This window comes from Aeromonas sp. S2(2024) (assembly GCF_041402505.1).
Lineage (GTDB): Bacteria > Pseudomonadota > Gammaproteobacteria > Enterobacterales > Aeromonadaceae > Aeromonas > Aeromonas media.
On sequence record NZ_JBGLRL010000002.1, the window covers coordinates 358,687 to 382,484 of the forward strand.

General features: G+C 60.9%; 23 protein-coding genes and 1 pseudogene. 8 read left to right on the forward strand and 16 right to left on the reverse strand.

What is annotated here, in order from left to right; all coding sequences use genetic code 11:
- Positions 1-11 precede the first annotated feature (11 nt).
- The 3 genes from adk to recR form a co-directional block, all read right to left on the reverse strand.
- Positions 12-656: an adenylate kinase gene (gene adk, locus ACB039_RS04020; protein ID WP_042648493.1), complete on the reverse strand. Its 645-nt coding sequence runs from the start codon at positions 654-656 to the stop codon at positions 12-14.
- A 253-nt stretch (positions 657-909) separates the two neighbouring features.
- A complete protein-coding gene (gene htpG / locus ACB039_RS04025; RefSeq protein WP_371165189.1) occupies positions 910-2,823 on the reverse strand; it encodes a molecular chaperone HtpG in 1,914 nt (637 codons plus the stop codon).
- A gap of 281 nt (positions 2,824-3,104) precedes the next feature.
- Positions 3,105-3,704 carry a recombination mediator RecR gene (gene recR, locus ACB039_RS04030; protein ID WP_025326665.1) on the reverse strand — a complete coding sequence of 200 codons (600 nt, stop codon included), beginning with the start codon at positions 3,702-3,704 and terminating at the stop codon, positions 3,105-3,107.
- A gap of 821 nt (positions 3,705-4,525) precedes the next feature.
- Here recR and hypF point away from each other — a divergent pair.
- The 5 genes from hypF (at position 4,526) to hypA (ending at position 9,813) form a co-directional block, all read left to right on the forward strand.
- Positions 4,526-6,943: a carbamoyltransferase HypF gene (gene hypF / locus ACB039_RS04035; protein ID WP_371165190.1), complete on the forward strand. Its 2,418-nt coding sequence runs from the start codon at positions 4,526-4,528 to the stop codon at positions 6,941-6,943.
- A 5-nt stretch (positions 6,944-6,948) separates the two neighbouring features.
- Entirely contained in the window at positions 6,949-7,200 is a 252-nt protein-coding gene (locus ACB039_RS04040) for a HypC/HybG/HupF family hydrogenase formation chaperone (RefSeq protein ID WP_144712927.1), read from the forward strand.
- Entirely contained in the window at positions 7,194-8,312 is a 1,119-nt protein-coding gene (hypD, locus tag ACB039_RS04045) for a hydrogenase formation protein HypD (protein WP_182785660.1), read from the forward strand. The genes ACB039_RS04040 and hypD overlap by 7 nt, the downstream gene beginning before the upstream one ends.
- 85 nt (positions 8,313-8,397) lie before the next feature.
- Positions 8,398-9,402 carry a hydrogenase expression/formation protein HypE gene (gene hypE, locus ACB039_RS04050; protein ID WP_182785661.1) on the forward strand — a complete coding sequence of 335 codons (1,005 nt, stop codon included), beginning with the start codon at positions 8,398-8,400 and terminating at the stop codon, positions 9,400-9,402.
- A 69-nt stretch (positions 9,403-9,471) separates the two neighbouring features.
- Positions 9,472-9,813: a hydrogenase maturation nickel metallochaperone HypA gene (gene hypA, locus ACB039_RS04055; protein WP_005301911.1), complete on the forward strand. Its 342-nt coding sequence runs from the start codon at positions 9,472-9,474 to the stop codon at positions 9,811-9,813.
- Here hypA and ACB039_RS04060 read toward each other — a convergent pair.
- A complete protein-coding gene (locus ACB039_RS04060) occupies positions 9,791-10,120 on the reverse strand; it encodes a hypothetical protein (RefSeq protein ID WP_232092271.1) in 330 nt (109 codons plus the stop codon). The two genes, hypA and ACB039_RS04060, sit on opposite strands and share 23 nt — an antisense overlap.
- On the opposite strand from ACB039_RS04060, the gene hypB reads away from it, so the two are divergent.
- Positions 10,007-10,861 (forward strand): hydrogenase nickel incorporation protein HypB, encoded by an 855-nt coding sequence (gene hypB / locus ACB039_RS04065; RefSeq protein ID WP_197970397.1) that lies wholly within the window; start codon positions 10,007-10,009, stop codon positions 10,859-10,861. The two genes, ACB039_RS04060 and hypB, sit on opposite strands and share 114 nt — an antisense overlap.
- Positions 10,862-11,104: 243 nt before the next feature.
- Here the strand turns inward: hypB and ACB039_RS04070 are convergent, their stop codons facing one another.
- From ACB039_RS04070 to hybO, 11 genes are all read right to left on the reverse strand, one after another.
- Positions 11,105-11,746, reverse strand: a complete 642-nt coding sequence (locus ACB039_RS04070; protein ID WP_182785663.1) for an ATP-binding cassette domain-containing protein — start codon at positions 11,744-11,746, stop codon at positions 11,105-11,107.
- A complete protein-coding gene (locus ACB039_RS04075; protein ID WP_182785664.1) occupies positions 11,746-12,534 on the reverse strand; it encodes an ATP-binding cassette domain-containing protein in 789 nt (262 codons plus the stop codon). The genes ACB039_RS04070 and ACB039_RS04075 overlap by 1 nt, the downstream gene beginning before the upstream one ends.
- Positions 12,528-13,343 (reverse strand): ABC transporter permease, encoded by an 816-nt coding sequence (locus ACB039_RS04080; protein ID WP_182785665.1) that lies wholly within the window; start codon positions 13,341-13,343, stop codon positions 12,528-12,530. Before ACB039_RS04080 ends, ACB039_RS04075 begins: the two co-directional genes overlap by 7 nt.
- A complete protein-coding gene (locus ACB039_RS04085; RefSeq protein ID WP_182785666.1) occupies positions 13,333-14,337 on the reverse strand; it encodes an ABC transporter permease in 1,005 nt (334 codons plus the stop codon). Before ACB039_RS04085 ends, ACB039_RS04080 begins: the two co-directional genes overlap by 11 nt.
- Positions 14,322-15,938 carry an ABC transporter substrate-binding protein gene (locus ACB039_RS04090; RefSeq protein WP_182785667.1) on the reverse strand — a complete coding sequence of 539 codons (1,617 nt, stop codon included), beginning with the start codon at positions 15,936-15,938 and terminating at the stop codon, positions 14,322-14,324. Before ACB039_RS04090 ends, ACB039_RS04085 begins: the two co-directional genes overlap by 16 nt.
- Before the next feature lie 114 nt (positions 15,939-16,052).
- Positions 16,053-16,568: a hydrogenase-2 assembly chaperone gene (gene hybE / locus ACB039_RS04095; RefSeq protein ID WP_182785668.1), complete on the reverse strand. Its 516-nt coding sequence runs from the start codon at positions 16,566-16,568 to the stop codon at positions 16,053-16,055.
- Positions 16,550-17,080, reverse strand: coding sequence for a HyaD/HybD family hydrogenase maturation endopeptidase (locus ACB039_RS04100; RefSeq protein WP_182785669.1), 531 nt, complete (start codon positions 17,078-17,080; stop codon positions 16,550-16,552). The genes hybE and ACB039_RS04100 overlap by 19 nt, the downstream gene beginning before the upstream one ends.
- Positions 17,080-18,783: a hydrogenase 2 large subunit gene (hybC, locus tag ACB039_RS04105; RefSeq protein ID WP_182785670.1), complete on the reverse strand. Its 1,704-nt coding sequence runs from the start codon at positions 18,781-18,783 to the stop codon at positions 17,080-17,082. Before hybC ends, ACB039_RS04100 begins: the two co-directional genes overlap by 1 nt.
- Entirely contained in the window at positions 18,780-19,967 is a 1,188-nt protein-coding gene (gene hybB, locus ACB039_RS04110; RefSeq protein WP_182785671.1) for a Ni/Fe-hydrogenase cytochrome b subunit, read from the reverse strand. The genes hybC and hybB overlap by 4 nt, the downstream gene beginning before the upstream one ends.
- Complete coding sequence (hybA, locus tag ACB039_RS04115) at positions 19,960-21,015, reverse strand: hydrogenase 2 operon protein HybA (RefSeq protein ID WP_232092272.1); 1,056 nt, start codon at positions 21,013-21,015, stop codon at positions 19,960-19,962. The genes hybB and hybA overlap by 8 nt, the downstream gene beginning before the upstream one ends.
- Positions 21,012-22,145: a hydrogenase 2 small subunit gene (gene hybO, locus ACB039_RS04120; protein WP_226169501.1), complete on the reverse strand. Its 1,134-nt coding sequence runs from the start codon at positions 22,143-22,145 to the stop codon at positions 21,012-21,014. The genes hybA and hybO overlap by 4 nt, the downstream gene beginning before the upstream one ends.
- Positions 22,146-22,453: 308 nt before the next feature.
- Between hybO and ACB039_RS04125 the strand changes: the two genes are divergently transcribed.
- Positions 22,454-22,783 carry a hypothetical protein gene (locus tag ACB039_RS04125; RefSeq protein ID WP_218408758.1) on the forward strand — a complete coding sequence of 110 codons (330 nt, stop codon included), beginning with the start codon at positions 22,454-22,456 and terminating at the stop codon, positions 22,781-22,783.
- 5 nt (positions 22,784-22,788) lie between these two features.
- Here the strand turns inward: ACB039_RS04125 and ACB039_RS04130 are convergent, their stop codons facing one another.
- Positions 22,789-23,556, reverse strand: a complete 768-nt coding sequence (locus ACB039_RS04130) for a hypothetical protein (RefSeq protein ID WP_371165191.1) — start codon at positions 23,554-23,556, stop codon at positions 22,789-22,791.
- 116 nt (positions 23,557-23,672) lie between these two features.
- Here ACB039_RS04130 and ACB039_RS04135 point away from each other — a divergent pair.
- Positions 23,673-23,798 (forward strand): annotated as a pseudogene (locus ACB039_RS04135) (IS5/IS1182 family transposase); the annotation flags it as partial.

Here is a 23,798-nt window from a genome sequence, read left to right on the forward strand (position 1 = left end):
CAATGGCGGGCTCAGCCCAGGATGGTCGCCAGCTGCTGGCTGACCTGATCCACCGGCTGGGTGCCGTCGATCTTGACGTAACGGGTGTTGCCCGCTTCCGCTTCCTTGCCGTAGAAACCGATGAGCGGCGCGGTCTGCTGATGGTAGACATCCAGACGCTTGCGCACCGTGGTCTCTTCGTCATCGGCACGGATCACCAGATCCTCACCGGTCACGTCATCCTTGCCTTCCACTTTCGGCGGGTTGAACACCACGTGGTAGGTACGGCCGGAGCCGGAGTGCACGCGGCGGCCGCTCATGCGCTTGACGATCTCTTCGTCCGGCACGTCGAACTCCAGCACGAAGTCCACTACCACACCGGCATCCTTCATGGCTTGCGCCTGGGGAATGGTGCGGGGGAAGCCGTCCAGCAGGAAGCCGTTGGCGCAATCCGGTTGCGCGATACGTTCTTTGACCAGGCCGATGATGATGTCGTCGGAGACGAGCTGACCTGCGTCCATCACGGCCTTGGCCTTGAGGCCCAGCTCGGTGCCCGCCTTGATCGCCGCACGCAGCATGTCGCCGGTGGAGATCTGCGGAATACCGTGTTTTTCCATGATGAACTGAGCCTGGGTACCCTTGCCGGCACCCGGTGCTCCCAACAGAACAATGCGCATACACGCTCCTAATTGATTGTTTATTCAATTCTTGAGAAGGCAAAAAACTACACGTTTTCGCCCATATTAACAAGCTCACCCCGTGTGAGTGGCCAGATTATCACCACCCCCTGGCGCCGTCTCTGCGACCAAAGACGCAGGCCCCTGCCACCAAAAATGATTGAAAATGCAGCAACCAGCAGGGCGGACAACGCCGCCCCGAGGGCGGCGTCGACCAAAAAAAAGCCCACTACCTTGCAGTGGGCCAATCACATCACGCCTGGAGTAGCAGACGGTTGATACGGGAGACGAAGCTCGCCGGATCATTGAGGCCGCCCTGCTCCGCCAGCTGGGCCTGCTCGTGCAAGAGGGCGACCCACTCACCGAACAGCGCCTCATCCTCTATGGTGTCGAGCTTCTTCACCAGGGCGTGGTCCGGGTTGAGCTCCAGGATGTACTTCTGCTCCGGCACCGGCTGACCGGCGGCGCGCATCAGCTTGATCATCTGGGTGCTCATGCCGTGGTCATCGGTGACGATGCAAGAGGGCGAGTCGGTCAGACGGTGGGTGACACGCACCTCTTTCACTGCATCGGCCAGGCTCTGCTTGACCCGCGCCACCAGACCGGCGTTGGCCTTTTCAGCCTCCTCCTGGGCCTGCTTGGCCGCCTCGTCCTCCAGCTCGCCGAGATCCAGCTCGCCACGGGTGACGGAGACCAGCTGCTTGCCGTCGAACTCGGTGAGATGGCTCATCAGCCACTCGTCCACCCGCTCCCACATCAGCAGCACTTCGACGCCCTTCTTGCGGAAGATCTCCAGATGCGGGCTGTTCTTGGCGGCAGCGTAGGAATCGGCGGTAATGTAGTAAATCTTCTGCTGGCCTTCCTTCATGCGGCCAACGTAGTCTTCCAGCGACACAGTCTGGGCTTCGCCCTCGCCGGCGGTGCTGGCAAAGCGCAGCAGCTTGGCGATCTCTTCGCGGTTCGCGTAATCCTCGGCCGGGCCCTCTTTGAGCACATTGCCGAACTCGCTCCAGAACTTGGCGTACTTCTCGCTGTCGTCCTTGGCCAGCTTGTTCAGCATGGTCAGCACCCGCTTGGAGCAGGCCTTGCGCAGGGAGGCGGTCACCTTGTTGTCCTGCAGGATCTCACGGCTGACGTTCAGCGGCAGATCGTTGGAGTCCAGCACCCCTTTGACGAAGCGCAGGTAGGTCGGCATGAATTGCTCGGCGTCGTCCATGATGAAGACGCGCTGCACGTAGAGCTTGAGGCCGTGCTTCTGCTCGCGGTTGTAGAGATCGAACGGTGCGCGGGCCGGGATGTAGAGCAGGCTGGTGTACTCCTGCGCCCCTTCCACCCGGTTGTGGCCCCACAGCAGGGGGTCTTCGAAGTCGTGAGCGACGTGCTTGTAGAACTCCTGATACTCCTCGTCCTTGATGTCCTTCGGGTTGCGGGTCCAGAGCGCGGTGGCGCGGTTGACCTGCTCCCACTCGCCGGGGGTACCGACGATGGTCTCACCGTCTTCTTCGCGATCCGGGGTGCCCTCCTTGTACATCTCCACCGGCACGCTGATGTGGTCGGAATACTTGGCGACCACGGCGCGCAGGCGCCAGTCGTCCAGAAACTCCTCTTCCTCGGCTCGCAGGTGCAGGATGACGTCGGTACCGCGACCCTCTTTGGTTACGTCAGCCACCGTGAAGGAGCCTTCCCCTTGTGATTCCCACTGCACGCCCTGGCCCGGCTCGGTGCCGGCGGCGCGGGAGACCACGGTCACCTTGTCGGCGACGATGAAGGCGGAGTAGAAGCCCACCCCGAATTGACCGATCAGCTGGGAGTCCTTGCCCTGATCACCGGAGAGGTGCTTGAAGAACTCGGCGGTACCGGATTTCGCTATGGTGCCCAGGTGCTCGATCACCTGGTCCCGGGTCATGCCGATGCCGTTGTCCGAGATGGTCAGAGTCTTGTTCTCTTTGTCCACCACCAGGCGCACGCGCAGCTGGCCGTCGTTTTCGAACAAAGAGGCATCGGAAAGCGCCTTGAAGCGCAGCTTGTCCGCCGCATCGGAGGCGTTGGAGATAAGCTCGCGCAGGAATACTTCTTTGTTGGAGTAGAGGCTGTGAGCCATCAGGCTCAGCAGTTGTTTGACTTCAGTCTGAAAGCCGTGGGTTTCGGCGTGAACACTTTGGGTCATCGACCAGTCCTCAAAACGTCGGGTTGAACAGATTCCCAACCTAGATGGGGCTGGCCTTTCAAATATCAAGGGGCCAGTGTGCAAACTTGCACACTGGCCCCTTGTTGCGGGCTCGGATGCCCGTTTCTTGTACCATCCAGCCAAACCTGTTTATGAGCCGTCGCGAGAAGCCGTCAACAAGGTGAAGAGCAGCGCAGGAACCGGAGTTTATAGGCATAAATGAGGATTCCGAGTAGCATATGAGCCTTGATCACGGTTTCGCAGCAGGCACATAAGCAGGTTTAGATGCGCTGACGCCCCATCAGGGAGTGGGACAGGGTAGTGCCATCCACCAGCTCCAGCTCGCCACCCACCGGCACCCCGTGGGCGATGCGGCTCACCTCCACCCCGGCGGCGCGGGCCATGTCGGCGATATACCAGGCGGTGGCATCCCCCTCTATGGTGGGATTGGTGGCGAGGATCAGCTCCTTGATGTGCTCATCCTTGAGGCGCCGCTCCAGGATCTCCAGCCCCAGCTCCTCCGGGCCTATGCCGTCCAGCGGCGACAGATGGCCCATCAGCACGAAGTAGCGGCCGGAGAACTGGCCGGTCTGCTCGATGGCCGCCACATCTGCCGGGCTCTCCACCACGCAGAGCAGACCGTTCTCCTCGCGCTTGGGATTGGCGCAGATCTCGCAGCGATCGTTCTCGGTAAAGGTGCGGCAGTGGCTGCAATGACCGATCTCGGTCAGCGCCCGATTGAGCAGGGAGGCCAGACGCAGGCCGCCGCTGCGCTCGCGCTCCAGCAGGGTGAACGCCATGCGCTGGGCCGACTTGGGGCCCACGCCCGGCAAGACCTGCAGCGCCTTCATCATCTCATCGAGCAGGGGACTGAATTTCATGGGGATATCCTTTAAAGCCGCGCCGAAGGGAGGAGTCGGTTCGCTTGCCTGACGCGACGCCGACTCCTCCATCCGAACCTATCTTGTTGGCGCAGGACTATACCCGAGCCGACCCCGAGCGCCAATGGCAGATCCCGCCAAATGGCTCCTCCCCCTTGCCACACAGATTTCCGGCACACCGGGGAAACCGGGCTGCGCCCCACTTTACGCTCAGGTGCAGACCCCAAAAGGGCCACCCAGGGCTCACAAGGCGATAAAAAGCACCCGGGATGTTTAGTTTTTCTATTCGGTTAATGAGCATCGTCAAATAAAACCAAACAAAAATCTTTCCCGAGGCCAGCGCCCCTGGCCGCAGCACTCTGCAAGGGCGTTATCAGGGCACCCGATAAGCTGTGCCGTCACTATGCCGTCACTATGCCGTCACTGCACCGTCGATTCCCCCAGCCCATGCTCCTCTCCATAACGAACGGGCCCGTCTCGCAGGATCGCAAAGAAGCGCCGCGTCTGGCACTCAAACCGGTGCGAGATCAAGGTAATGGGGGCCACTGACCCGATAAACTTGGCCCCCGCGGCAGGGGCCACTCTCCTCCTTTCCCTGCCAAACCAAGGCCCCTTCCACTCGCGGCGCCCATTGCAACCTGGTTCGTTGCACCCTGAGCCCGTGCCATGGCAGCAGGCCAGCAGACGGGAGTTCGATATCGCATGACATTCCCCAGGATAATTGCCGGATGGCCGGCCCTCCTCTGCCCTCTTGTCGTCTGGGAGGGCTATCTGTCCCCTTGTTATCAGGGAAGAGCACCCGCCCCCCTCAGGGTGGCGCCATGACGGCCCGGACCCAGGCGCTTTCCAGACTGCGCCGCGAATTTCATATCGACGGCATAGTGCAGGGAGTCGGTTTTCGCCCCTTCGTCTATGGGCTGGCACTGCGCCACGGCATTGCCGGTTATGTGTTGAACGATGCCAACGGCGTCACCATTGGCGCCGAAGGATCGCCTGAGCAGCTCGCCAGCTTTGCCCGCGAACTACGGGAACTGGCGCCGCCCTTAAGCCGCATCGATCATTTCAGCGAGCGGGAACTGCCCCGAGATGCTGACTCCGAACATAATCCCGACTACGACGGAGTCTTTCATATCAAGACAAGCCAGCAGCAGAGCGCGGCCACGGTTGCCATCTCGCCGGATCAGGGAATGTGCGAAGCGTGCGCCACGGATGTGGCCAACTCTGAGGATCGCCACCACCACTACCCCTTTACCAACTGCACCCACTGCGGCCCGCGCTACACCATCATCCGCCGCCTCCCCTACGACAGACCCCACACCGCCATGGCGGGCTTTGTCATGTGCCCGCGCTGTGCGGCGGCCTATGAAAACCCGCTGGACAGACGCTACCACGCCCAGCCGGTGAGCTGCCCCGAGTGCGGGCCCCATCTCAGCTGGCGCAGCGGCCGCGGCGATGTGCTGACCGAGCACGAGGATGCGCTGCAGGCTGCCGCCCGCGCTCTGCAAGCGGGCGCGCTGATTGCGCTCAAGGGGATGGGGGGGTATCACCTGATGTGTGATGCCCGCAGCGAGTCCGCCGTGGTACGGCTTCGCCAGCTCAAGCGGCGCGAGCGCAAGCCGCTGGCGGTGATGATGGGCTCCCTAGCCGAGGCCAAACTGCATGTCACCGGCAGCGATGACGAGTGGCAACTGCTCGCCTCTCAGGCCAGACCCATCACCTTGCTGCGCAAGCGCAAAAACGATGATCGGCACTCAGAATCCGGACAGCCAGCCGCGCCGCTGGCCGAGGGGATCGCCCCCGGCATCCCCTACCTTGGCGTCATGCTCCCCTATACCCCGCTCCATCAGTTGCTGCTGGACGCCTGCGCCATGCCGCTGGTGGCCACCAGCGCCAATGGTCGCGGCAGCCCGATCCTTGTCGATTGCGAGGCGGTGGTCAGGGAACTCGGCAGCGAGATTGACGGCATCCTGGATCACAACCGCCCCATCCTGCACCCGTGCGACGATAGTCTGGTGCAGTGGGCGGGCGGGCGGCGCCAGACGTTGCGCCTCGCCCGGGGCTATGCCCCCTGCACCCCCAGCCTGAAAGAGGCGGTCAAGGTGCCGCTGCTGGCGGTCGGGGCGCAACAGAAGAACCAGCTGGCGCTCGCCTTCGGTCGCCAGCGCATCTACAGCCCCTATATCGGCGATCTGCACAGCCTGCCGATGCAGAGCCACTTCGAGCAGACTCTCGCCACCTTTCGCGGTCTCTACGATCTCAAGCCCGAAGTTCTGGTCTCGGATCGCCACCCGGGCTATCTCAGCCACCAGTGGGCCAAGGACTATTGCCAGGATCAGGGTGCAACCCATCTCGAGGTGCAGCACCATCACGCCCACCTGCTGGGGGTGATGGCGGAGCACGACATCACAGGCCCAGTGCTGGGTTTTGCCTTCGATGGTACCGGCCTTGGGGATGACGGCACCCTATGGGGTGGCGAGCTGATGATCGCAGACGTACTGGGCTTTACGCGGGTTGCCCACCTCAAACCCTTCAAGCTGATCGGTGGCGAGGCGGCCATTCGCGAGCCAGTACGTCAGCTGCTGGGGCTGCTGTTTGAGTCGTATAGCGTGGAGGAGATCAGCACCCTCAATATTCCGTTGATCAAGCAACTGCCAGCTGAGCGAATCCGCAACCTGCACCAGCTCTGGCAGCTGGGTCGCAACGCCCCCTACACCAGCTCCATCGGCCGGCTGTTCGATGCGGTGGCGGCGCTCTTGGGGGTGATCGATACCCCGGATTACGAGGGCGAAGCGGGGCTCCTGCTGGAGGCATCCGCCTTGCAGCTGCTTCCCGATGAAACGCCCTTCCCCCTCGTCTTTGGCCTCAGCCAATCAACAGAGGGGCCACTGCACATCGAGTGGGCCGAGCTGCTCAATGTCCTCATCAACGAGCGGCGCAAAAGCACCTCCACCGCCAGCCTGGCCGCCGGTTTTATCCGCGCTGTCAGCGCTCTGGTGATCGCCCTGGCCGAACGCTTCCCCGGCTATCCGGTGGCGCTCGGGGGCGGCGTCTTTCAAAACCGGGTGCTGATGGACGAGCTGGTGCCCGCACTCGAAGCTGCCGGCCGGCAGGTATTGACCAGCGAAACCCTGCCGCTCAATGACGGTGGCATCGCCGCCGGTCAGCTCTGGTTTGCCATCCACCATCTTGCCACGCACCAGCCTGTCACCACCGGTTGTGCCACCTTGTCGGAGTCCTGAAATCCATGTGTCTATCCATCCCCTCTCAGGTGGTGCAGCTACACCCCGAAGATAACTGCGTCACCGTCGACACCCTGGGGGTGCAGCGGCGCGTCAGCTGCATGCTACTCGAAGAGCCTCTCCAGGAGGGCGACTATGTGCTGCTCCATATCGGCTTTGTGATGAGCAAGATTGACGAAGCGGAGGCGCAGGCCAGCCTCGAGAGCTTCCGCCAGATGGTGGCCCTGATGCCCAAACAGGATATTTTGCCATGCTGACCTTGAATGACCTGTTTCAGGGCTTTCGTCAGCCCGACGTCATCCGCGCCCTCGCCGTCCAGATCACCGAGCTGGCCAAAAATCTGCCCGAGCCGCTGCGGGTAATGGAGGTGTGCGGCGGCCATACCCACACCATCATGAAGTACGGCCTGCACCAGCTGCTGCCGGCCAGCATCGAGTTTGTCCACGGCCCCGGCTGCCCGGTCTGCATCATGCCCAAAGAGCGCATCGATCAGGCCATCGAGCTCGCCCGCCAGCCCAACGTCATTCTGGTCACCTTGGGGGACATGATCCGGGTGCCGGGCTCCAAGGGCACGCTAGCCCAGCAGCGGGCCAAGGGGAGCGATATCCGTCCGGTCTATGACCCCCTCGATGCCCTGCGCATCGCCCGTGAGAACCCGGAGAAAACCGTGGTCTTCTTCGCCATCGGTTTCGAGACCTCCACCCCGATGACCGCAGCCTTGCTGGCTGCCGCTGAAGCTGAGGGGATTGAGAATCTCTTGTTTCATATCAACCATGTGCTGGTGCCCCCCGCCATTCATGCGGTGATGGCGGACGGGGTGGCCAAGGTGAACGCCTTTATCGGCCCCTCCCACGTCAGCGTCATCACCGGCGCCGATATCTACCTGCCCATCGTCGATCGTTATCAGGTGCCGGTGGTGGTGAGCGGCTTCGAACCGGTGGATGTGATGGAGGCGCTCTTGATGATGGTGCGCCAGAAGGTTGAGGGTCGCTACGCGCTGGAGGTGCAGTACAGCCGCGCCGTCACCGCCAGTGGCAATAAAGCCGCCCAGCGGCTGGTCGAGCGCTTTTTCGAGACCCGCGAGCATTTTCGCTGGCGAGGACTCGGGGATATCAACGCCTCGGCCCTGCGCCTGCGCGATGCGTTTGCCAAACGCGATGCGGAGCGTCATTTTGCGCTCAATCAGACCCCCATCGATGACCACAAGGCGTGCCAGTGCGCCGATATCCTGCGCGGCTTGGCCAAACCGAACCAGTGCAAAGTCTTTGGCCGGGGCTGCACCCCGACCCAGCCCATGGGCAGCTGCATGGTCAGCTCCGAAGGGGCCTGCAATGCCTACTACCGATATATGGGGATCCAGGAACAATGAGAGAAATCCAACTTAGCCACGGTGGTCGGGTGATGGGTGGAGATGAACCAGCCTGTTTCGGCAATCTTGTGGAGAACCAGACCCGATGAGAGAAATTCAGTTAAGCCACGGTGGTGGCGGTGTGGAAATGAATCAGCTGATAAACCAGCTCTTCTTTCGCCACTTTGGCAACGAGATCCTGCTGCGCGGTGAAGATGCAGCCCTGCTGCCGGTCAGCGGCCCCGTCGCCTTCACCACCGACAGTTTTACCGTCTCGCCTCTGTTCTTCGAGGGGGGCGATATCGGCAAGCTGGCCATCGCCGGCACGGTCAATGATCTCGCCATGATGGGGGCCAAGCCCGAGTATCTGAGCTGCAGCTTTATCATCGAGGAGGGTTTCCCCTACGCCGATCTCGCCCGTATCGTCGAGTCGATGGCGGCTGAACTTGCCAAGAGCGGTGCCCGTATCGTCTGCGGCGACACCAAGGTGGTGCCCAAGGGGGCGGCCGACAAGATCTTTATCAACACCAGCGGGGTCGGTACTTTCCCGCAGCCTGAACAGAGCCGGGGCATCTCGGTACGCAACCTCAAGGCCGGTGACGCCATCCTGGTGTCGCGGGATATCGGCAGCCACGGCGCCTGCATCCTGATGGCCCGCGACGCCCTGCAACTGGGATCTGATCTCAAGAGCGACTGCACTACCCTCTGGCCACAGGTAGAAGCGCTGCTGCAGGCGGGCATTACCCCTCACGCCCTGCGCGACGCCACCCGTGGCGGCCTTGCGGCCGTGCTCAACGAGTGGAGCAACGCCTCCGGCGTTGCCATCGAGCTGGAGGAGTCCGCCATTCCGGTCTGCGACCCAGTGCGCGGCCTGTGCGAGCTCTACGGTTTCGAGCCCCATGATCTCGCCAACGAGGGGACCATGGTGCTGGCCCTGCCTGCCGAACAGGCGCAGGACGCACTGGGCATCTTGCGGCAATTCAACCCCGCCGCCAGTCAGATCGGCGTGGTGCAGGCAAGCGATCGTCACAAGGTGATCCTCAACAACCCCTGGGGCAGCCGCCGCTATCTGGAGCTGCCGCAAGGGGAGCTGCTGCCGCGGATCTGTTGAGCGGCCATGCCGTTCCGTCAATTACAGGGAGGAGTCACTGCTCCTCCCCATATCGGTTAAGGAGCCACCATGCACGAAATGTCTCTGGCCATGGCCGCCATCGATCTGGCAGCCGAGCAGGCCACCCAGCGGGGCTTTAACAAGGTGACCGCCCTCTGGCTCGAGGTCGGCAGCTTCTCCTGCGTCGACCCGGACACCATTGCCTTCTGTTTCGAAGCTGCCGCCAAGGGTACCGCCGTCGAAGGGGCCCAACTGCACTTTCAGCATCAGGCGGCAGAGGCCTGGTGTTACGACTGCAACCAGACGGTCACCCTCACCGAGCGCGGGCAGGCCTGTCCCGAGTGTGGTGGATACAAATTACGCGTCGCGCAGGGCGATAGCCTGCGCATCACCGACATCGAGGTAAGTTGATATGTGTAGCGTATGCGGATGCGGCCAGGCGCGGATCGCCGGCCATGAGCACGATCATGAGCATCATCACGAACATGGCCATGAGCACGACCATCATGACCACGAGCAGAGCGCGCCGCGCACCCTGATCATTCACCACCACTATCACCATCAGGGGGATGTCCATCACCACTACCACGGGGTACGGGCTCCCATGAGCCATGAGGGTCATGATCAGCCTCATGAGCACCACCATGATCACCCCCACGACCATCATCATGAATATGCCCACTCTCATGACAACGGCCATTCCCACGCGCATTCCCATGATCACAGCCATGACCATGACCATGACCATGACCATCAGCAGGGTGATCTGCACTACGGCAAAGGAGAAGCGGGATTGTCAGTGCCCGGCATGGGGCAGCGCCAGCTGATCGCCATCGAGATGGATGTGCTGGCCAAGAACAACGCGCTGGCGGCCCACAACCGCGAACACTTCGACGAAGCGGCCCAGCTGGTGCTCAATCTGGTATCGAGCCCGGGTTCAGGCAAAACCACCCTGCTGTGCGAAACCCTGCGCCAGCTGGCCGACAAACGCCCCTGCGCGGTGATCGAAGGGGATCAGCAGACCAGCGCCGATGCGGATCGCATTCGCGCCACCGGCGTGCCTGCCGTGCAGATCAACACCGGCAAGGGCTGCCATCTGGACGCCAAAATGGTCCACGACGCCTGCCACCAGCTGCCCGCCAATGAAGGGGGCATCCTCTTTATCGAGAACGTGGGCAATCTGGTCTGCCCCGCCAGCTTCGATCTCGGCGAGAAGTACAAGGTGGCGATTCTCTCCGTCACCGAGGGGGAAGAGAAGCCGCTGAAATACCCGGACATGTTTGCCGCCGCCCAGCTGATGGTGATCAACAAGATTGATCTGCTGCCCTACGTCAGCTTTGACGTGGCCCGCTGCATCGAGAACGCCAAACGGGTCAACCCATATATCCAGGTGATCCAGGTCAGCGCCACCACGGGTGAAGGGATGGATGCCTGGCTGAACTGGCTGGCCACGGCCTGAACCGGTTAAACGCCGTTACCAGTGGCGGATAACAAGATAGGGAGGCTGATGCCTCCCTATCTTCTATCTGCAATCCGCGAACCTTGTCAGCAGTTCTATCTGTACGAATGGCCAGCGTCTCACAAGCACATCCCCTCACCCTAGCCCTCTCCCCAGGGAGAGGGAACCGGTTTGTTGATGCCACCTTCCGCTCCCTTCTCCCCTTGCGGGAGAAGGGCTGGGGATAAGGGGGAACACCAATCCTCAGGCCACGCTGCGGGCCATCAATTCTTGCTCAACTGCCTCCTCACCAAAACGCAGCACCCGATGGCAAACCTGACGCAGCAGCGCCTGTTGGTGGCTAAAAATCACCATGGCGAGCCCGCGCTGCTCGCACTCAACCATCAACTCCCGCCAGAGTTGACGCTGAATTTGCGGATCCAGCTGGGCAGTCACCTCATCGGCAATAAGCAATCGGGTGCGGGGATCGAGGGCGCGCAGCAGCGCGATGCGGGCCAGCTCGCCACCGGAGAGCTGACCGGGCTTGCGACCGAGCCACGCAGGTTTGACCATAAAGCGGGCCAGCATGGCCTCATCGGGGCGCCATACATCCCATAGCGCCTGCCCGGTAGTGCGATAGGGATTGAAGGTGAGTTCCGGGTGCTGGGGCACCAGCTGGATAGGGTTATAGCCTTTTACCTGTTCAGGCACAGGCTGCCCATCCAGCAGGAACTGACCGCCAGCCCAAATCGGTTGCCAACCGGCCAATACCCGCCCCAACGTGGTCTTGCCATAACCGCTCGGGGCAGAGATGCCCAGCCGCTCGCCCGCTTTCACCGTCAGCGATAACCCCTGCCAGAGGGGGCGTTCCCCCTGGGCGATGGTGAGACTTCGTAGTTCCAACATTATGAAACCTCCGGCGCAGAGAAGAGCGCGTTGAACTCCGGCAGCGCCTGCCAGTGGGCACGGAGCATATCGCTCCCCTGCCCCTGGCGCAGATGGTGACAGCTTAGGGTGTCGCTCACCTGGCCCTGATGCAGCGCCACAATGCGATCGGCAAAGCGGGCCGCCAGCGCCAGATCGTGGGTCACCCAGAGGATGCCGCTGCCCTGATTGGCCAATTCACGCAACTGGCCGAGCAGCAGACAGGCCAGCCCCTCGTCGAGCCAGGCGGTGATCTCGTCTGCCAGAATGTAGCGGGCACCGCCGAGGGCCGCGGTGCAGGCCAGAATGCGCTTGGCCATGCCGCCGGAGAGCTGGCGCGGGTATCTGTCCAGGGTGGTCGCGGGCAGCTGGTAGCGCAGCAGTTGCTCGCCGAGCCGCTCGCGAGAACCGCTCTGGCCGCAGAGGCGTGCCGCCCGGCCCAGCTGACGCTCCACCGTCAGCAGCGGATTGAGGGCGCTTACCCCCTGTGGCACATAGCAGAGGGTGTGACCGCGCAGACGGGCCCGGCTGGCATCACAAAGGGGCGTGCCATCAAGGGAGATGGAACCGCGCATCCGCAGATTGTCCGGCAGCAATGTCAGGGCGCTTTGCAGCAGCAGGCTCTTGCCCTCGCCGCTCCCCCCCACTAGCGCCACTATCTCCCCCGGTGCCAGTTGCAGGCTGATATCGGTCAGCAAAGGCTGCCAGCTGCGCCGTCCCAGCCAGGAGTAGTGGGCTGCCTCTATAGTCACCTGGTCAAAACTCAGCATGGTTCACTCCTGTGCCACAGCAGCTGTTGCAAGGCGCGGGTCGCCTGATCAAAGAGCAACACCAGCAGCAGCAACATCAGCCCCGGGAAGAGGGCCAGCCACCAGCCGCCACCGGCCAGATAACGCAAGGCATCGGCCAGCAGCAGGCCCAGCGAGGCCTCGTGGGCCGCCAACCCAAAGCCGAGAAAGCTCAAGGCCGCGCTGTGCAGCACCGCATGGGGAAACATCAGCAGGGTGCCGATAAACCACTGGGGCAACAGCCCTGGCAGCAGGTGGGTGCGCCAGCGACGCAGCGCCCCCATCCCCTGACAGCGGGCCAGCACCACATAGTCACTGCAGGCGATCCGCCGCGCCTCGACGCAGAGAATGAGCGCCAGCTTGGGCCAGTGGGTCAGGGCCACAGCCAGGATCACCCCGCGCATGCCCCCACCCACGGTAAAACAGATAAGGATCAGCAGCAGCATATGGGGCAGCGCCAGCATGGCATCGATCACCAGCCGCACCGCCGCATCACATCTGGGATGAACCAGCGAGAGGCTTGCCGCCACCATGGCCAGCAGCCCACTGCAGAGTGCCGTGCTGATACCCAACTCCAGACTGGTGAGGGTGCCTTGAAAGGCCCGCAGCCAGAGATCCCGCCCCATCTGATCGGTGCCGAACCAGTGGGCCAGCGAGGGAGGCTGCTGGCGGGCCAGTAGATCCATGGGCACATCCTGAGCCGACAAGCTCCAGCCGTAGGCGGCCAGCAGCGCCAATCCGATCAGAGCCACGGCCAGGCGCACTATGGAGGGAAGCGGATTAAACAGCATGCTCACCCTCCCAGCCCCGATTGATGCGGGCCAGCAGCAAACTGGCCACAGTGTTGCCAATAAAGACCAGCAGGGTGCAGAAGAGCACTATGCCCATCAGCAGGGGAATATCCCCCCTCAGCCCCGCATCCACGGTGGCCTGCCCAAGCCCTGGGTAGGAGAAAACCTTCTCCGCCAGCAGAGATCCGCCAATCAGCTCACCAAGGGAAGCAAACTGCAGGCAGAGCGCCGGAGTCAGGGCGTGGCGCAACACGTGAAAACGCAACATGGGCCAGCCGCCATCCCCCTGAGCGCGGGCGTAACGGATAAAGTCGCTCTCCAGCACCTCGGCCACCCGCCCCCGGGTATGCAGCGCGATATTGCCCACCCCGAGCAGCGCCAGCGTGGTCACCGGCAGCAGCAGATGGCGCGCCCGCAATGCCCAGTCAGCCTCATCGGCAGCGAGCCCCGGCGTCCAGGCACAGCAGACCGGCAACAGCGGCCAGTGCACCGCAAACAGCGCCAGCAGCAAGAGGCCGACCCAGAAGGTGGGCAGGGAGGCGAGCAGGTAGGCAAAGCGGCAAATAAGACGATCGGGCCAGCGGTTGAGATAGCGACCGGCGCAGAGCCCAAGCAGGATGCCGAAAAAGCCGGAGAGCAGCCAGGCGCCGGCCAGCAGCAGGAAGGAGGCGGCAAAGCGCTGGCCAATTACCTCGCTCACCGGCGTGTTGTAGAGCATGGAGTAACCGAGATCCCCCTGCAGCACCTGGCTAAACCAGCGCCAGTAGCGCAGCCAGAGCGGCTGATCCAGCCCCCAGCTGGCGGCGATGCGGGCGTACTGCTCTGGCGGCACATGGAGCAGATCGTTGCCGATATAGGCCTTGATGGGATCGATGGGGGAGTAGCTGAGCAACACAAAGGTAGCGACCGACACCAAGCATAAAAGCCCTGCCAGACGCAGCAGGGCTTTCACAGTGACGCTCATCATAGTGGACGAACTTAGCGGCACGTCCACCGCCAGTCAGAGAGGTTGTTGAGCAAAGACCAGCTACCGTGAATTTCCGGCGCCCCCTTGCCAAGGTCGATGCAGCGGTTGGCGAGATAGGTGTGCTGCACATTGAGTAACCAGGCCCAGGCGGCATCCCCCTGCACCCCGGCGCCTGTCTTGCCATCCCACTCCACCTGCTGCCAGAAGGGCACGGCCGCCTGCCAGTTCGGGGCATCCAGCGCCAGCTTGAGGTGGCCATCCACCACAGGGTTGCTGTAGTAGCCCGGGTTGTAGAACTCAACGCCGCCGGCTCCGCTCTGATAGTGGTGATAGAGCTCCATGGGATCCAGACTCCCCCACCCCATCAGCACCGGATTGGCGTGCATCTCGCGCTCCACCTGCTCCCAGCTGCCGGACTTGAGGCTCACCTCCAGACCTATGGGTTTGAGCATGGCCCGCACCGCTTCCGCCAGATCCCGGCGGGTGCTGTCGCCACTGGTGTACCAGAGAGTAAAGGCGGCGCGCTGGTCGCCCTTGTGGCGAATGCCGTCACTGCCCATCTTCCAGCCTGCCTTGTCGAGCAGGGCGTTGGCATGGGCGGCATCGCCGTCCTTGAAGGCGGTAGATTTGCTTTGCCAGGGCAAGCCTTCCACCGCGCTGTAGGCAGGGATGGCGTGCCCCTCCAGCAGCTGATCGGCCAGCAGCTTGCGGTCGATGGCGTAGTTGATGGCGCGGCGCACCGCCACATCGGCGGTCACGTCGTTGCCGATGGCATAACCTTTGGCGTCTTTTTTACCTGCTGCAGGAATGGGGAAGACGATACCGCGGTTCTCCACGCTCGGCCGAACCCAGAGCTTGAGCGAGGCAGGCACTGTGGGCGCCAGCGACGGGGGGATGCGCACCAGATCGAGCTGGCTGCTCTGGGCGGCGGCATAGGCGCTCTCCTCATCGATAAAGACAAACACCAGCCGTTTGAAGTCATTGTTGCCACCGGCGTAATGGGGGTTCGCCTCCACCACCAGCTGCTGGCCTGGCAGGAAGCTTACCAGCCGGTAGGGGCCGGCGCCGACAGGCTCGCGGGCATAACGCTTGGGATCGTAATCCCGCTTTGACACTATGCCCAAGGATCCCAGCACGTTGACGAAGGTGCTCTGGGGGGCGCTTAAGACTATGGCGACCTCGGTGGGCGAGACCACCTTGGCAGAGACAAAGTTGCCCATGTCGATCTTGCCGCCGCCCCTGGCCGCGCTCTTGTAGGTAAAGGCCACATCTTCGGCGGTGAGCGGCGCGCCGTTGGAGAATTTCAGGTCGGGCTTGAGGGTGATAAGCCACCCCTTGCCATCCTGGTTCGGGGTCACAGATTGGGTGAGCACATTCTGCCAACTGAGGTCTGCATTCTGCTTGAGCAGCGGGCTGTGCAGCAGCAGGTAGCTGCCGTGACTCCAACCAAGCAGAGGGTCAAACCCTTCGGTAGGCTCGGCGCCGATGGCGAGCTTGAGTTCGGCAGGAACCGGCTGGGTAACTGGGGTGGTCTCAGTGGCGAGGGCGGCCTGCGCCAAGGGGCTGGCGCCCAATAGCAGGGCCAGCAAAGCCCCGGCGGCGCGTGCATCATACGTTCGGAAGGTCATAGCATTCCTTTTTCATCTGTTGCCACCGGGTGCGAGAGCGCGAGAAAAGGTGGCACCGATAGAAGCGAATGAGGGGCCGATAAGGGCCCCATCTTTTTTACCAACGCAGGCAGGCTAACACCCGCGCGCACCAAACAGCCGTCGCCGGCCGAGATCGACACGTCCCTCCCCCTGCTGCACAGGCAAGGAGTGCAGCATCTTGAGGGTGCTGCTTACCAGTGAGCGCCCCTGCTCGGCACCGAGATGGGGATCGATGGGGGACATCAGGGAGCAGGCCAGCAGCTGACCACTTTCGGGCAGTTCACCCACCATAAAGGTCAGGTTGCCGCAGGGGAGCTGCAGGGCGAGGCGTTCGCTGCTGCGCACCGGCCAAAGCTGATCCGGCCCCGGCAACACCACCACGCTCAGCATCCAGGGGGTGAGCACGCAACCGAGCCACTGCCCTTCAAACAGCACGCACTCGGCCACGATGGGCATGGTGGCGTGATAGAAGGGCAACGCCTGCATCTCTTCGCGAGCGATCCGCTCGTACTGGGCTACCAGCAGAGGTGCGGGATCGCTTGTAAAACCGGCAAACTCCTGCACGCGTTCTTGCACGGCATCAAGCTCGCTTAAATGGGACTGCGCCATAGGCCCTCCCGCGCTTGTTCAGCTTTCTCCTGCTCAGAGAGCGCAATGGCGGGCGCACCAACGGCAGCCAGCAGGGTCAAAATCCGATCCGTCGCCTCCCCCATGGCAGCCGCCACCACGGGGGTGAGGCCGATGCGGGGCTCCAGGGATTCGGGCTCGACCCCGATCAGGGTGAGCCGCTTGGGCGACTCCCCCGTCATATGCAGCGCCGAGAGCACGTCCGCCAGCCCCAGCTGGTGCGGGGAGATCTTGCGGCCAAACAGGGTCGGGATCTCCTCATCCTTCAGGGTCACCACGGTACCCGGCGGATTACCGCTGCGCACCGCATCCGCCAGAATGATGTGGTCGCGACTGGCCATCGCTTCGAGCAGCTCCATACCGGCGGTACCGCCGTCCAGCAGCTCGATGCCGGGAGCGAAACGGTATTCGCGCCCCAGCCCCTCGACGATGCGCACGCCCACCGCCTCATCGCTGAGCAGCAGGTTGCCCACGCCCAGGATCAGGGTGTTCATCACAGCACCTTCACCTGAGTCGTTTCGCCATTCTGGGTATCCACCACGTGGACCGCGCAGGACATGCAGGGGTCGAACGAATGGATGGTGCGCACCACCTCCAGCGGTTTGGCGGGATCCGCCACCGGGGTGCCCACCAGCGCCTGCTCGTAGGGACCGGGCTCGTCATTGAAGTTGCGCGGGCCCGAGTTCCAGGTCGATGGCACCACCGCCTGATAGTTCTCGATCTTGCCGCCCTTGATGACGATCCAGTGGGAGAGCATGCCGCGCGGCGCCTCTTCAAAGCCCACCCCGCGAAACTCCTTGTCCGCCGGGATCTCGGTCTTGATGTAGGCGCTGAAATCTCCCTTGCCGATGTTGTCCACCAGCGCCTTCCACTGATGAGACAAGGTGTCTTTCAGCACGCAGCAGCGCACCGCCCGGCCGATGATGCGGCCCAGGGTGGAGTGCAGCTGTTCAGTCTTGATGGCTGAACCGGTGAGCGTTTTATAGAGGCCGTTCAGCTGATCGAAGTGCGCCACCGTCTCCGGGTGCTTGGCGGCCAGCTTCACCAGCAAGTCGGCAAGCGGCCCCACCTCCACCACCTTGCCGTAGAAGGTGGGAGATTTGACCCAGGAGTACTTGCCGTCATCCTGCCAGCCGGTGTAGTTGGGCTCGGTCTTGCCCTCCCAGGGTTTGAGGGGGGAGTCATCCTTGTACCAGGCGTGCTTGTTGCTCTCGGCGATGCCATCCATCAGCCAGGCATCCTGATGGCTCTCGATGGGACGATAGCCGGCCAGATCGCCATTCTCGATGTAGCCACCGGGCATCAGGAAGCTGCCGCCGTTGGCGTCGGTGGGGAGCTCCGGCACGCTCAGGTAGTGCTTGGCCCCCTGCCCCAGGTTCAGCCACTCGGGATAGTGCGCGGCTATGATGGCGGCATCCACCTTGTAGACCTGCTCGATAAACTCGCCGAGCCGGTCGATAAAGCTCTTCACATAGAGCAACCGCTCGAGGTTGAGCACGCTCGGTGCATCCAGATTGATGGGGTTGGCCACCCCGCCCACCGCCAGGTTTTGAATGTGGGGGGTCTTGCCACCGAGGATGGCGACAATGCGGTTGGCATCGCGCTGACACTCCAGTGCCTGCAGGTAGTGGGCCACGGCGATCAGATTCACCTCCGGGCTCAGCTTCATCGCCTTGTGACCCCAATAGCCGTTGGCAAAGATGCCGAGCTGGCCGCTAGCCACCAGGGCGCGGATCTTGTCCTGCACCTTGGTCAGCTCATCGGCACTGTTGAGGGACCAGGTCGATACCCCCTTGAGCAGGTCGGCCGCTTTTTGCGGATTGGCCTGCAGTGCGGCCGTGATGTCCACCCAGTCCAGCGCGGAGAGCTGATAGAAGTGGACTATGTGATCGTGGATGTTGTGGGCCGCGATAATGAGGTTGCGGATGTACTGGGCGTTGACCGGTACCTTGGCGCCGATGGCGTTCTCCACCGCCCGCACCGAGGCGATGGCGTGAATGGAGGTGCATACCCCGCAGATGCGCTGCACGATCATCCAGGCATCGCGTGGATCGCAGCCCTTGACGATCTCCTCCATCCCGCGCCACATGGTGCCGGACGACCAGGCTTTGGTCACTTTGCCGCCTTCGATTTCGCAGTCGATACGCAGGTGCCCCTCAATGCGGGTAATGGGGTCTATGGTGATACGTTGGCTCATACGTTGGCTTTCCCTCGGGCCTGATAATCTTGGTGAACACGTTCAAGTGATGGCAGTACCGGCAGCAGCCGGATCAACAGCAAATAGGCACACACCTCGATGGCGACGAAACCCAGGGAGATCAGTACCTCCTCCGCGGAGGGGAAGTAGTGGTAGCCATTGCCGGGGTTGAAGGCGAGCAGGGAGTAATCCAGTCGCCAGAGGGCTGCGCCCAGCAACATGCTGAGGGCCCCCAGGAACAACATGCGCGAATCGCGACGGCTCTTGTCCCAGTGGAACACCAGCAGCGGGAAGATCATCAGCGCAATCTCGCTCCAGAACATGATGGAGAAGCGGTTCCACTCGGAGAGGTACTCCGACTTGTCGTTGATGACGATCTCGGCAAAGCGCAGCGCCACAAACAGGATCAGGAAGATGTCGATCACCTGAGTCAGCTTGTAGAACAGCGACTTCTCGTTGGGGCCGCGCCCCGCCAGTCCCGCCTGCACCAGGGATCCCTCAAACACCACGATGGAAAAACCCATGATGAAGGCGGTCAGTAAGGAGAAGACCGGCAGCAGCTCGTAGCTTTGCCAGAGCGGATGGATCTTCTCCCCCGCGACGATCATCAACGAGCCCATGGAGGATTGGTGCATGGTGGGCAGCAGTGCCCCCAGCGCTAGCACGAAGAACATGATCTTGTTGAGGCGAATGAGTGACGCCTTCCAGCCGAACTTCTCCAGCAGCACGGGCGCAAACTCCAGCGCCATCACCCCGATATAGATGGTCATGCAGACCGCCGTCTCGAACAGCACCGAGGAGGTGTTGAAGTGACCGGGCAGGTAGAAGTAGGGCAGGTTCCAGTAACGGCCCACGTCGATGGTGATGGAGAGACCACCGAGCGAGTAGCCGAACAGGCTCGCCAAGAGCGCCGGTCGCACCAGCGGGTGATACTCGCCCCGGTTGAACACATAGACCGCCCAGGCCAGCGCCCAGCCGCCACAGGCGAAACCGGTGCCGATCAGCAGGTCAAAGGAGATCCACAACCCCCAGGGGTAACCCCCGTTCAAGTCGGTGACCGAACCCAGCCCGAAGAAGAGGCGTTTCAAGATCAACATGCCGCACAGCACGGCAAAGGGGGCCAGCACCAGCACCGGCCAGCTGACCAGCTTGCCGCCGAGAGGATGCGCCTTGTGATTACTCATGATCCTTGCCCCCCTTTGCTGAACTCTGATCTTTAATCTGAGCGCTGCTCTGATCATGACCATCATCGTGATGGTGATCGTGACCGTTCTTCTTGCTATTGCGACGAATGAGCACCGAGAGTCCGGTCAGCACCACCATGGGCAGCACCATTCCCTTGTAGAGGGTGTGCTGGATATGCTCGGAGCGGGCACCGGAGGAGAGCTCCGGCAAGTCGGGCATGTCGAGCTTGGTGTAGGGCACTCCGGCCAGCACCAGCACCTGGGTGCCGCCCCCCTCCTTCTCGCCATAGACGTAAGGCTGGTAGTTGGGCACTTCATGCAGGTAAGGGTCGTTGGCGCTGAAGGTCTGGCGCGGGTAGGCATATTCGCTGCCAGGGGCCGCCAGCAGGCGACGCTTGGCCTCGGCCATCAGCTCCTCACGGGTGCCGAAAATCACGGCGCCGGTCGGGCACACCTCGACACAACCGGGCAGCTTGCCCTGATCAATTCGTTCAAGCCCCTTCTGGTTGCAGAGCTCGCACTTGTGGATCGCCCCCAGCGGATTGTCGTAGTCATATTTGGGCACATCGAACGGGCAGCCCACCATGCAGTAGCGACAGCCGGTACAGACGTCCGGATTGTAGTGAACGATGCCGGTCTTGGGATCTTTGGTAAGGGCCTGCACCGGACAGACCGAGACGCAGTTGGGATCGACACAGTGCATGCACTGCTTCTTGATGTAGGCGTAGCCATCCACCAGCTGATCCTTGTGCTCACCCGTGCCGCTCTTCCACACCTGAATGATGTTGTTGGTGTAGGGGGTCAGCTTGTCGTTGGTGGACCAGATCTGTGCGCCCTCCGGATTGGCCGGGTTGCCGTTGAGACGCTGACACTCCGCCACACAGGCCTGACAGCCGACGCAGAGGGTGGAGTCATACAACATACCGAGCGCCCCGGGAATGGGCGGCTTGTTCTTGGCCGCCGCCAGTGCGGTGCCGGGTACGGCTGTGCCCGCCGCCAGTGCACCGACGGAAGCGAATTTGAGGAAATTGCGTCTGTTCACGGTCATTCCTCCCGTGATGGGTGCTGCCCGGCTTCGTGGCGCTTCTGCTGGCGACCGAGTTCACGCACCGTCATCAGACTCACCCCCACCAGCACCCCGAGGGCGCCACCGATAAGGCCGGTCGCGGTGGGCGAGGTATAGCCCCCCTCCTGGATCTTCACGTCGGGTTTATCCACCCGCGGGGTCGGGTTCTCCACCTTGGCGAGCTGGAAGATCCCCTTGCTGAAACCGACCCCCTGCTCGTTGCAGCCATAGCAAGGGTGGCCGATGCCGACCGGCCAGATGCCGCCGCCCACATCGCAGAACTCCAGGGTCGAGCAGTTGCCATAGGTCTCCGGCCCCTTGCAGCCCAGATGGTAGAGACACCAGCCCTGACGGTGCCCCTCATCGCCAAACTCCTTGGCAAAGCGGCCTGCATCGAAGTGCGGACGACGCTCGCAGTTCTCGTGGATCAGGCGCTCGTAGGCAAACAGCGGACGCTTCTTGCTATCCAGCGCCGGCAGCTTGCCGTAGGTGATGTAGTAGGCGACCGTGGTGAGGAAGTTGTGGGGATTGGGTGGGCAGCCCGGGATATTGATGATGGGGGTGCCGATATTGCCGAGGGCCTCTTCCAGGCTGACGGCGCCGGTCGGGTTGCCGCCGCTGGCAGGCACACCGCCCCAGGCGGAGCAGGAGCCGATGGCGATGACCGCAGCCGCATCGGCGGCGGCGCGGCGAATATGGTCGACGATGGGCTCACCGGCCACCATGCAGAATACGCCGCCATCTTTGAGCGGAATGGAGCCATCCACCACCAGCACATACTTGCCTTTATAACGCTTGATGGCGTTGTGCTTGTTCTCTTCCGCCTGATGACCAAAGGCCGCCGAGAGCACCTCGTGGTACTCCAGCGAAATGGTATTGAGGATCAGGTTCTCGATGGTGGGGTGAGTGGCCCGCAGCAGCGACTCGGTACAGCCAGTACACTCCTGCGCCCCAATCCAGATCACCGGCGGCCGCTCGGGGCTGGTAAGCGCGGTGGCCATCTTGGCGACGGCATTCTGACTTAATCCCAGGGTTGCGGCCATCCCGGCACACAATTTCATAAAGTCACGGCGATTAATTCCATGAGCCGATAAAAAAGTATCCTCGACCATTCTTTTTATTCCCGTCAGTGAGCATTGTTTGACAAATGCTTAATGGCGGGAATGCTATGCCTCCCCCTCCCCCTTTATGTTGATCTTTATCAAGTCACCACACTTTAATGCGCTCGAGACCCCATGAAATGAAAATAAAAAGCTATATATAACATGCACTTATTGCTTCATAAGCATGACACAGAATACCCATAAAGAGGCATTTCAAGATCCAATACAATTAAAATCATATAAATTATCGATCCATTCCGGCCATCCATTAAAGAAAATGAAAGCGTTGTCACAGTATCATTCTCCTACGAGTGATATTGGCTGTTATCGATACTGGGACCGCAATTTTTCCAAGTGGGGCACGCAAAGAAAGCTTGGAAAAAACAGTACAAGACCGATTAATTAATCAAACCTGGATTGCTAATCATCAGGACCTGCCACTGCTGCCTACATCCGACTTGTTAATGCCACACAAAAAAGCTTCAATGGGAGCCTTTCAGGCAACATCCCCGACAAAAACGAACACAGCTGATCTCGATGCTCAGATAAAAGAGAACGAACCTGAGAGCCGTAACTACGCGATCCTGGATATAAAAACACCGGCCTTAAGCCGGTGTCGGAATATAATAGAATCTATACAAAAATAAATATTTCATGTGCATGAAATAACAGATAATATCTTGCCATTCTGGATCACTGATATCTCACCCTTATCAGGTGACACATTGTACATCGTATTTTTATTCTTAAAGCTAAATATCTCACCCATCAATGAAAAATCATTAAGTGATAGCTCCTTTCCCTGCCTGCCATAATTATATGTTATGTCTCCTGAGAAAGGAGAGTAACATAAGTTCAAATTTTTCCCCGATTTTGTCTTACAGTAATAGAACACGCTCTCGTCACTGTCACAAATTTTGTTCCCAGTACTCTCTGACAATGCATCGATCTCAATATAACGCATCTCACTGTATAGGTCTGACACTTTATTATCTGTAAGAACATAAGGAATATTTATGATTTTACTTATGATAGAAGCATCTTCACTTGCTACCCCTGCCAAATTAACCGCAGTGATTCCATCGCCCTTATTTATTTTGCCAATACCACTTACTCGCTCCTCGCCTGAGCTTGTTGAGATAGATGCACCACCTATATAATTAAGCTTCCCAGCAACATCAAAATAATATACGGCACTCTGTCTGGGCCCATCAGAAGGAACAGTTAGTTTTATAAGACCATCATTATTTATTCTTTTACATGAACTATTTCCCGCAGTAAACGGAACTGTGAACGATCTCACCTCCTCATTATACTTTATTGATACAACACTCACTGGCTCACCACTTTCAATATTGGTATCCACTTGATATATGATTTCATCTGAACAATCCTCAACAGCATATGCCCATGTGTGCACAAAACAACAAAACGCCATTAACAAACATTTCGATAAACTATTCATTAAGGAAGGTGCGAACAAGTCCCTGATATGAGATCATGTTTGTCATCTGGAGCCATGAAAAAGGGTTCATCATGAGTCATCAGCTCACCTTCGCCGACAGTGAATTCAGCAGTAAGCGCCGTCAGACCAGAAAAGAGATTTTCTTGTCCCGCATGGAGCAGATTCTGCCATGGCAAAACATGGTGGAAGTCATCGAG

Excerpts from the sequence above, each read along its gene's own strand:
- adk (WP_042648493.1), bottom strand. The coding sequence starts at position 656 with ATGCGCATTGTTCTGTTGGGAGCACCGGGTGCCGGCAAGGGTACCCAG.
- htpG (WP_371165189.1), bottom strand. The coding sequence starts at position 2,823 with ATGACCCAAAGTGTTCACGCCGAAACCCACGGCTTTCAGACTGAAGTC.
- recR (WP_025326665.1), bottom strand. The coding sequence starts at position 3,704 with ATGAAATTCAGTCCCCTGCTCGATGAGATGATGAAGGCGCTGCAGGTC.
- hypF (WP_371165190.1), top strand. The coding sequence starts at position 4,526 with ATGACGGCCCGGACCCAGGCGCTTTCCAGACTGCGCCGCGAATTTCAT.
- ACB039_RS04040 (WP_144712927.1), top strand. The coding sequence starts at position 6,949 with ATGTGTCTATCCATCCCCTCTCAGGTGGTGCAGCTACACCCCGAAGAT.
- hypD (WP_182785660.1), top strand. The coding sequence starts at position 7,194 with ATGCTGACCTTGAATGACCTGTTTCAGGGCTTTCGTCAGCCCGACGTC.
- hypE (WP_182785661.1), top strand. The coding sequence starts at position 8,398 with ATGAGAGAAATTCAGTTAAGCCACGGTGGTGGCGGTGTGGAAATGAAT.
- hypA (WP_005301911.1), top strand. The coding sequence starts at position 9,472 with ATGCACGAAATGTCTCTGGCCATGGCCGCCATCGATCTGGCAGCCGAG.
- hypB (WP_197970397.1), top strand. The coding sequence starts at position 10,007 with ATGAGCCATGAGGGTCATGATCAGCCTCATGAGCACCACCATGATCAC.
- ACB039_RS04060 (WP_232092271.1), bottom strand. The coding sequence starts at position 10,120 with ATGGGAATGCGCGTGGGAATGGCCGTTGTCATGAGAGTGGGCATATTC.
- ACB039_RS04070 (WP_182785663.1), bottom strand. The coding sequence starts at position 11,746 with ATGTTGGAACTACGAAGTCTCACCATCGCCCAGGGGGAACGCCCCCTC.
- ACB039_RS04075 (WP_182785664.1), bottom strand. The coding sequence starts at position 12,534 with ATGCTGAGTTTTGACCAGGTGACTATAGAGGCAGCCCACTACTCCTGG.
- ACB039_RS04080 (WP_182785665.1), bottom strand. The coding sequence starts at position 13,343 with ATGCTGTTTAATCCGCTTCCCTCCATAGTGCGCCTGGCCGTGGCTCTG.
- ACB039_RS04090 (WP_182785667.1), bottom strand. The coding sequence starts at position 15,938 with ATGACCTTCCGAACGTATGATGCACGCGCCGCCGGGGCTTTGCTGGCC.
- hybE (WP_182785668.1), bottom strand. The coding sequence starts at position 16,568 with ATGGCGCAGTCCCATTTAAGCGAGCTTGATGCCGTGCAAGAACGCGTG.
- ACB039_RS04100 (WP_182785669.1), bottom strand. The coding sequence starts at position 17,080 with ATGAACACCCTGATCCTGGGCGTGGGCAACCTGCTGCTCAGCGATGAG.
- hybC (WP_182785670.1), bottom strand. The coding sequence starts at position 18,783 with ATGAGCCAACGTATCACCATAGACCCCATTACCCGCATTGAGGGGCAC.
- hybB (WP_182785671.1), bottom strand. The coding sequence starts at position 19,967 with ATGAGTAATCACAAGGCGCATCCTCTCGGCGGCAAGCTGGTCAGCTGG.
- hybA (WP_232092272.1), bottom strand. The coding sequence starts at position 21,015 with ATGACCGTGAACAGACGCAATTTCCTCAAATTCGCTTCCGTCGGTGCA.
- hybO (WP_226169501.1), bottom strand. The coding sequence starts at position 22,145 with ATGGTCGAGGATACTTTTTTATCGGCTCATGGAATTAATCGCCGTGAC.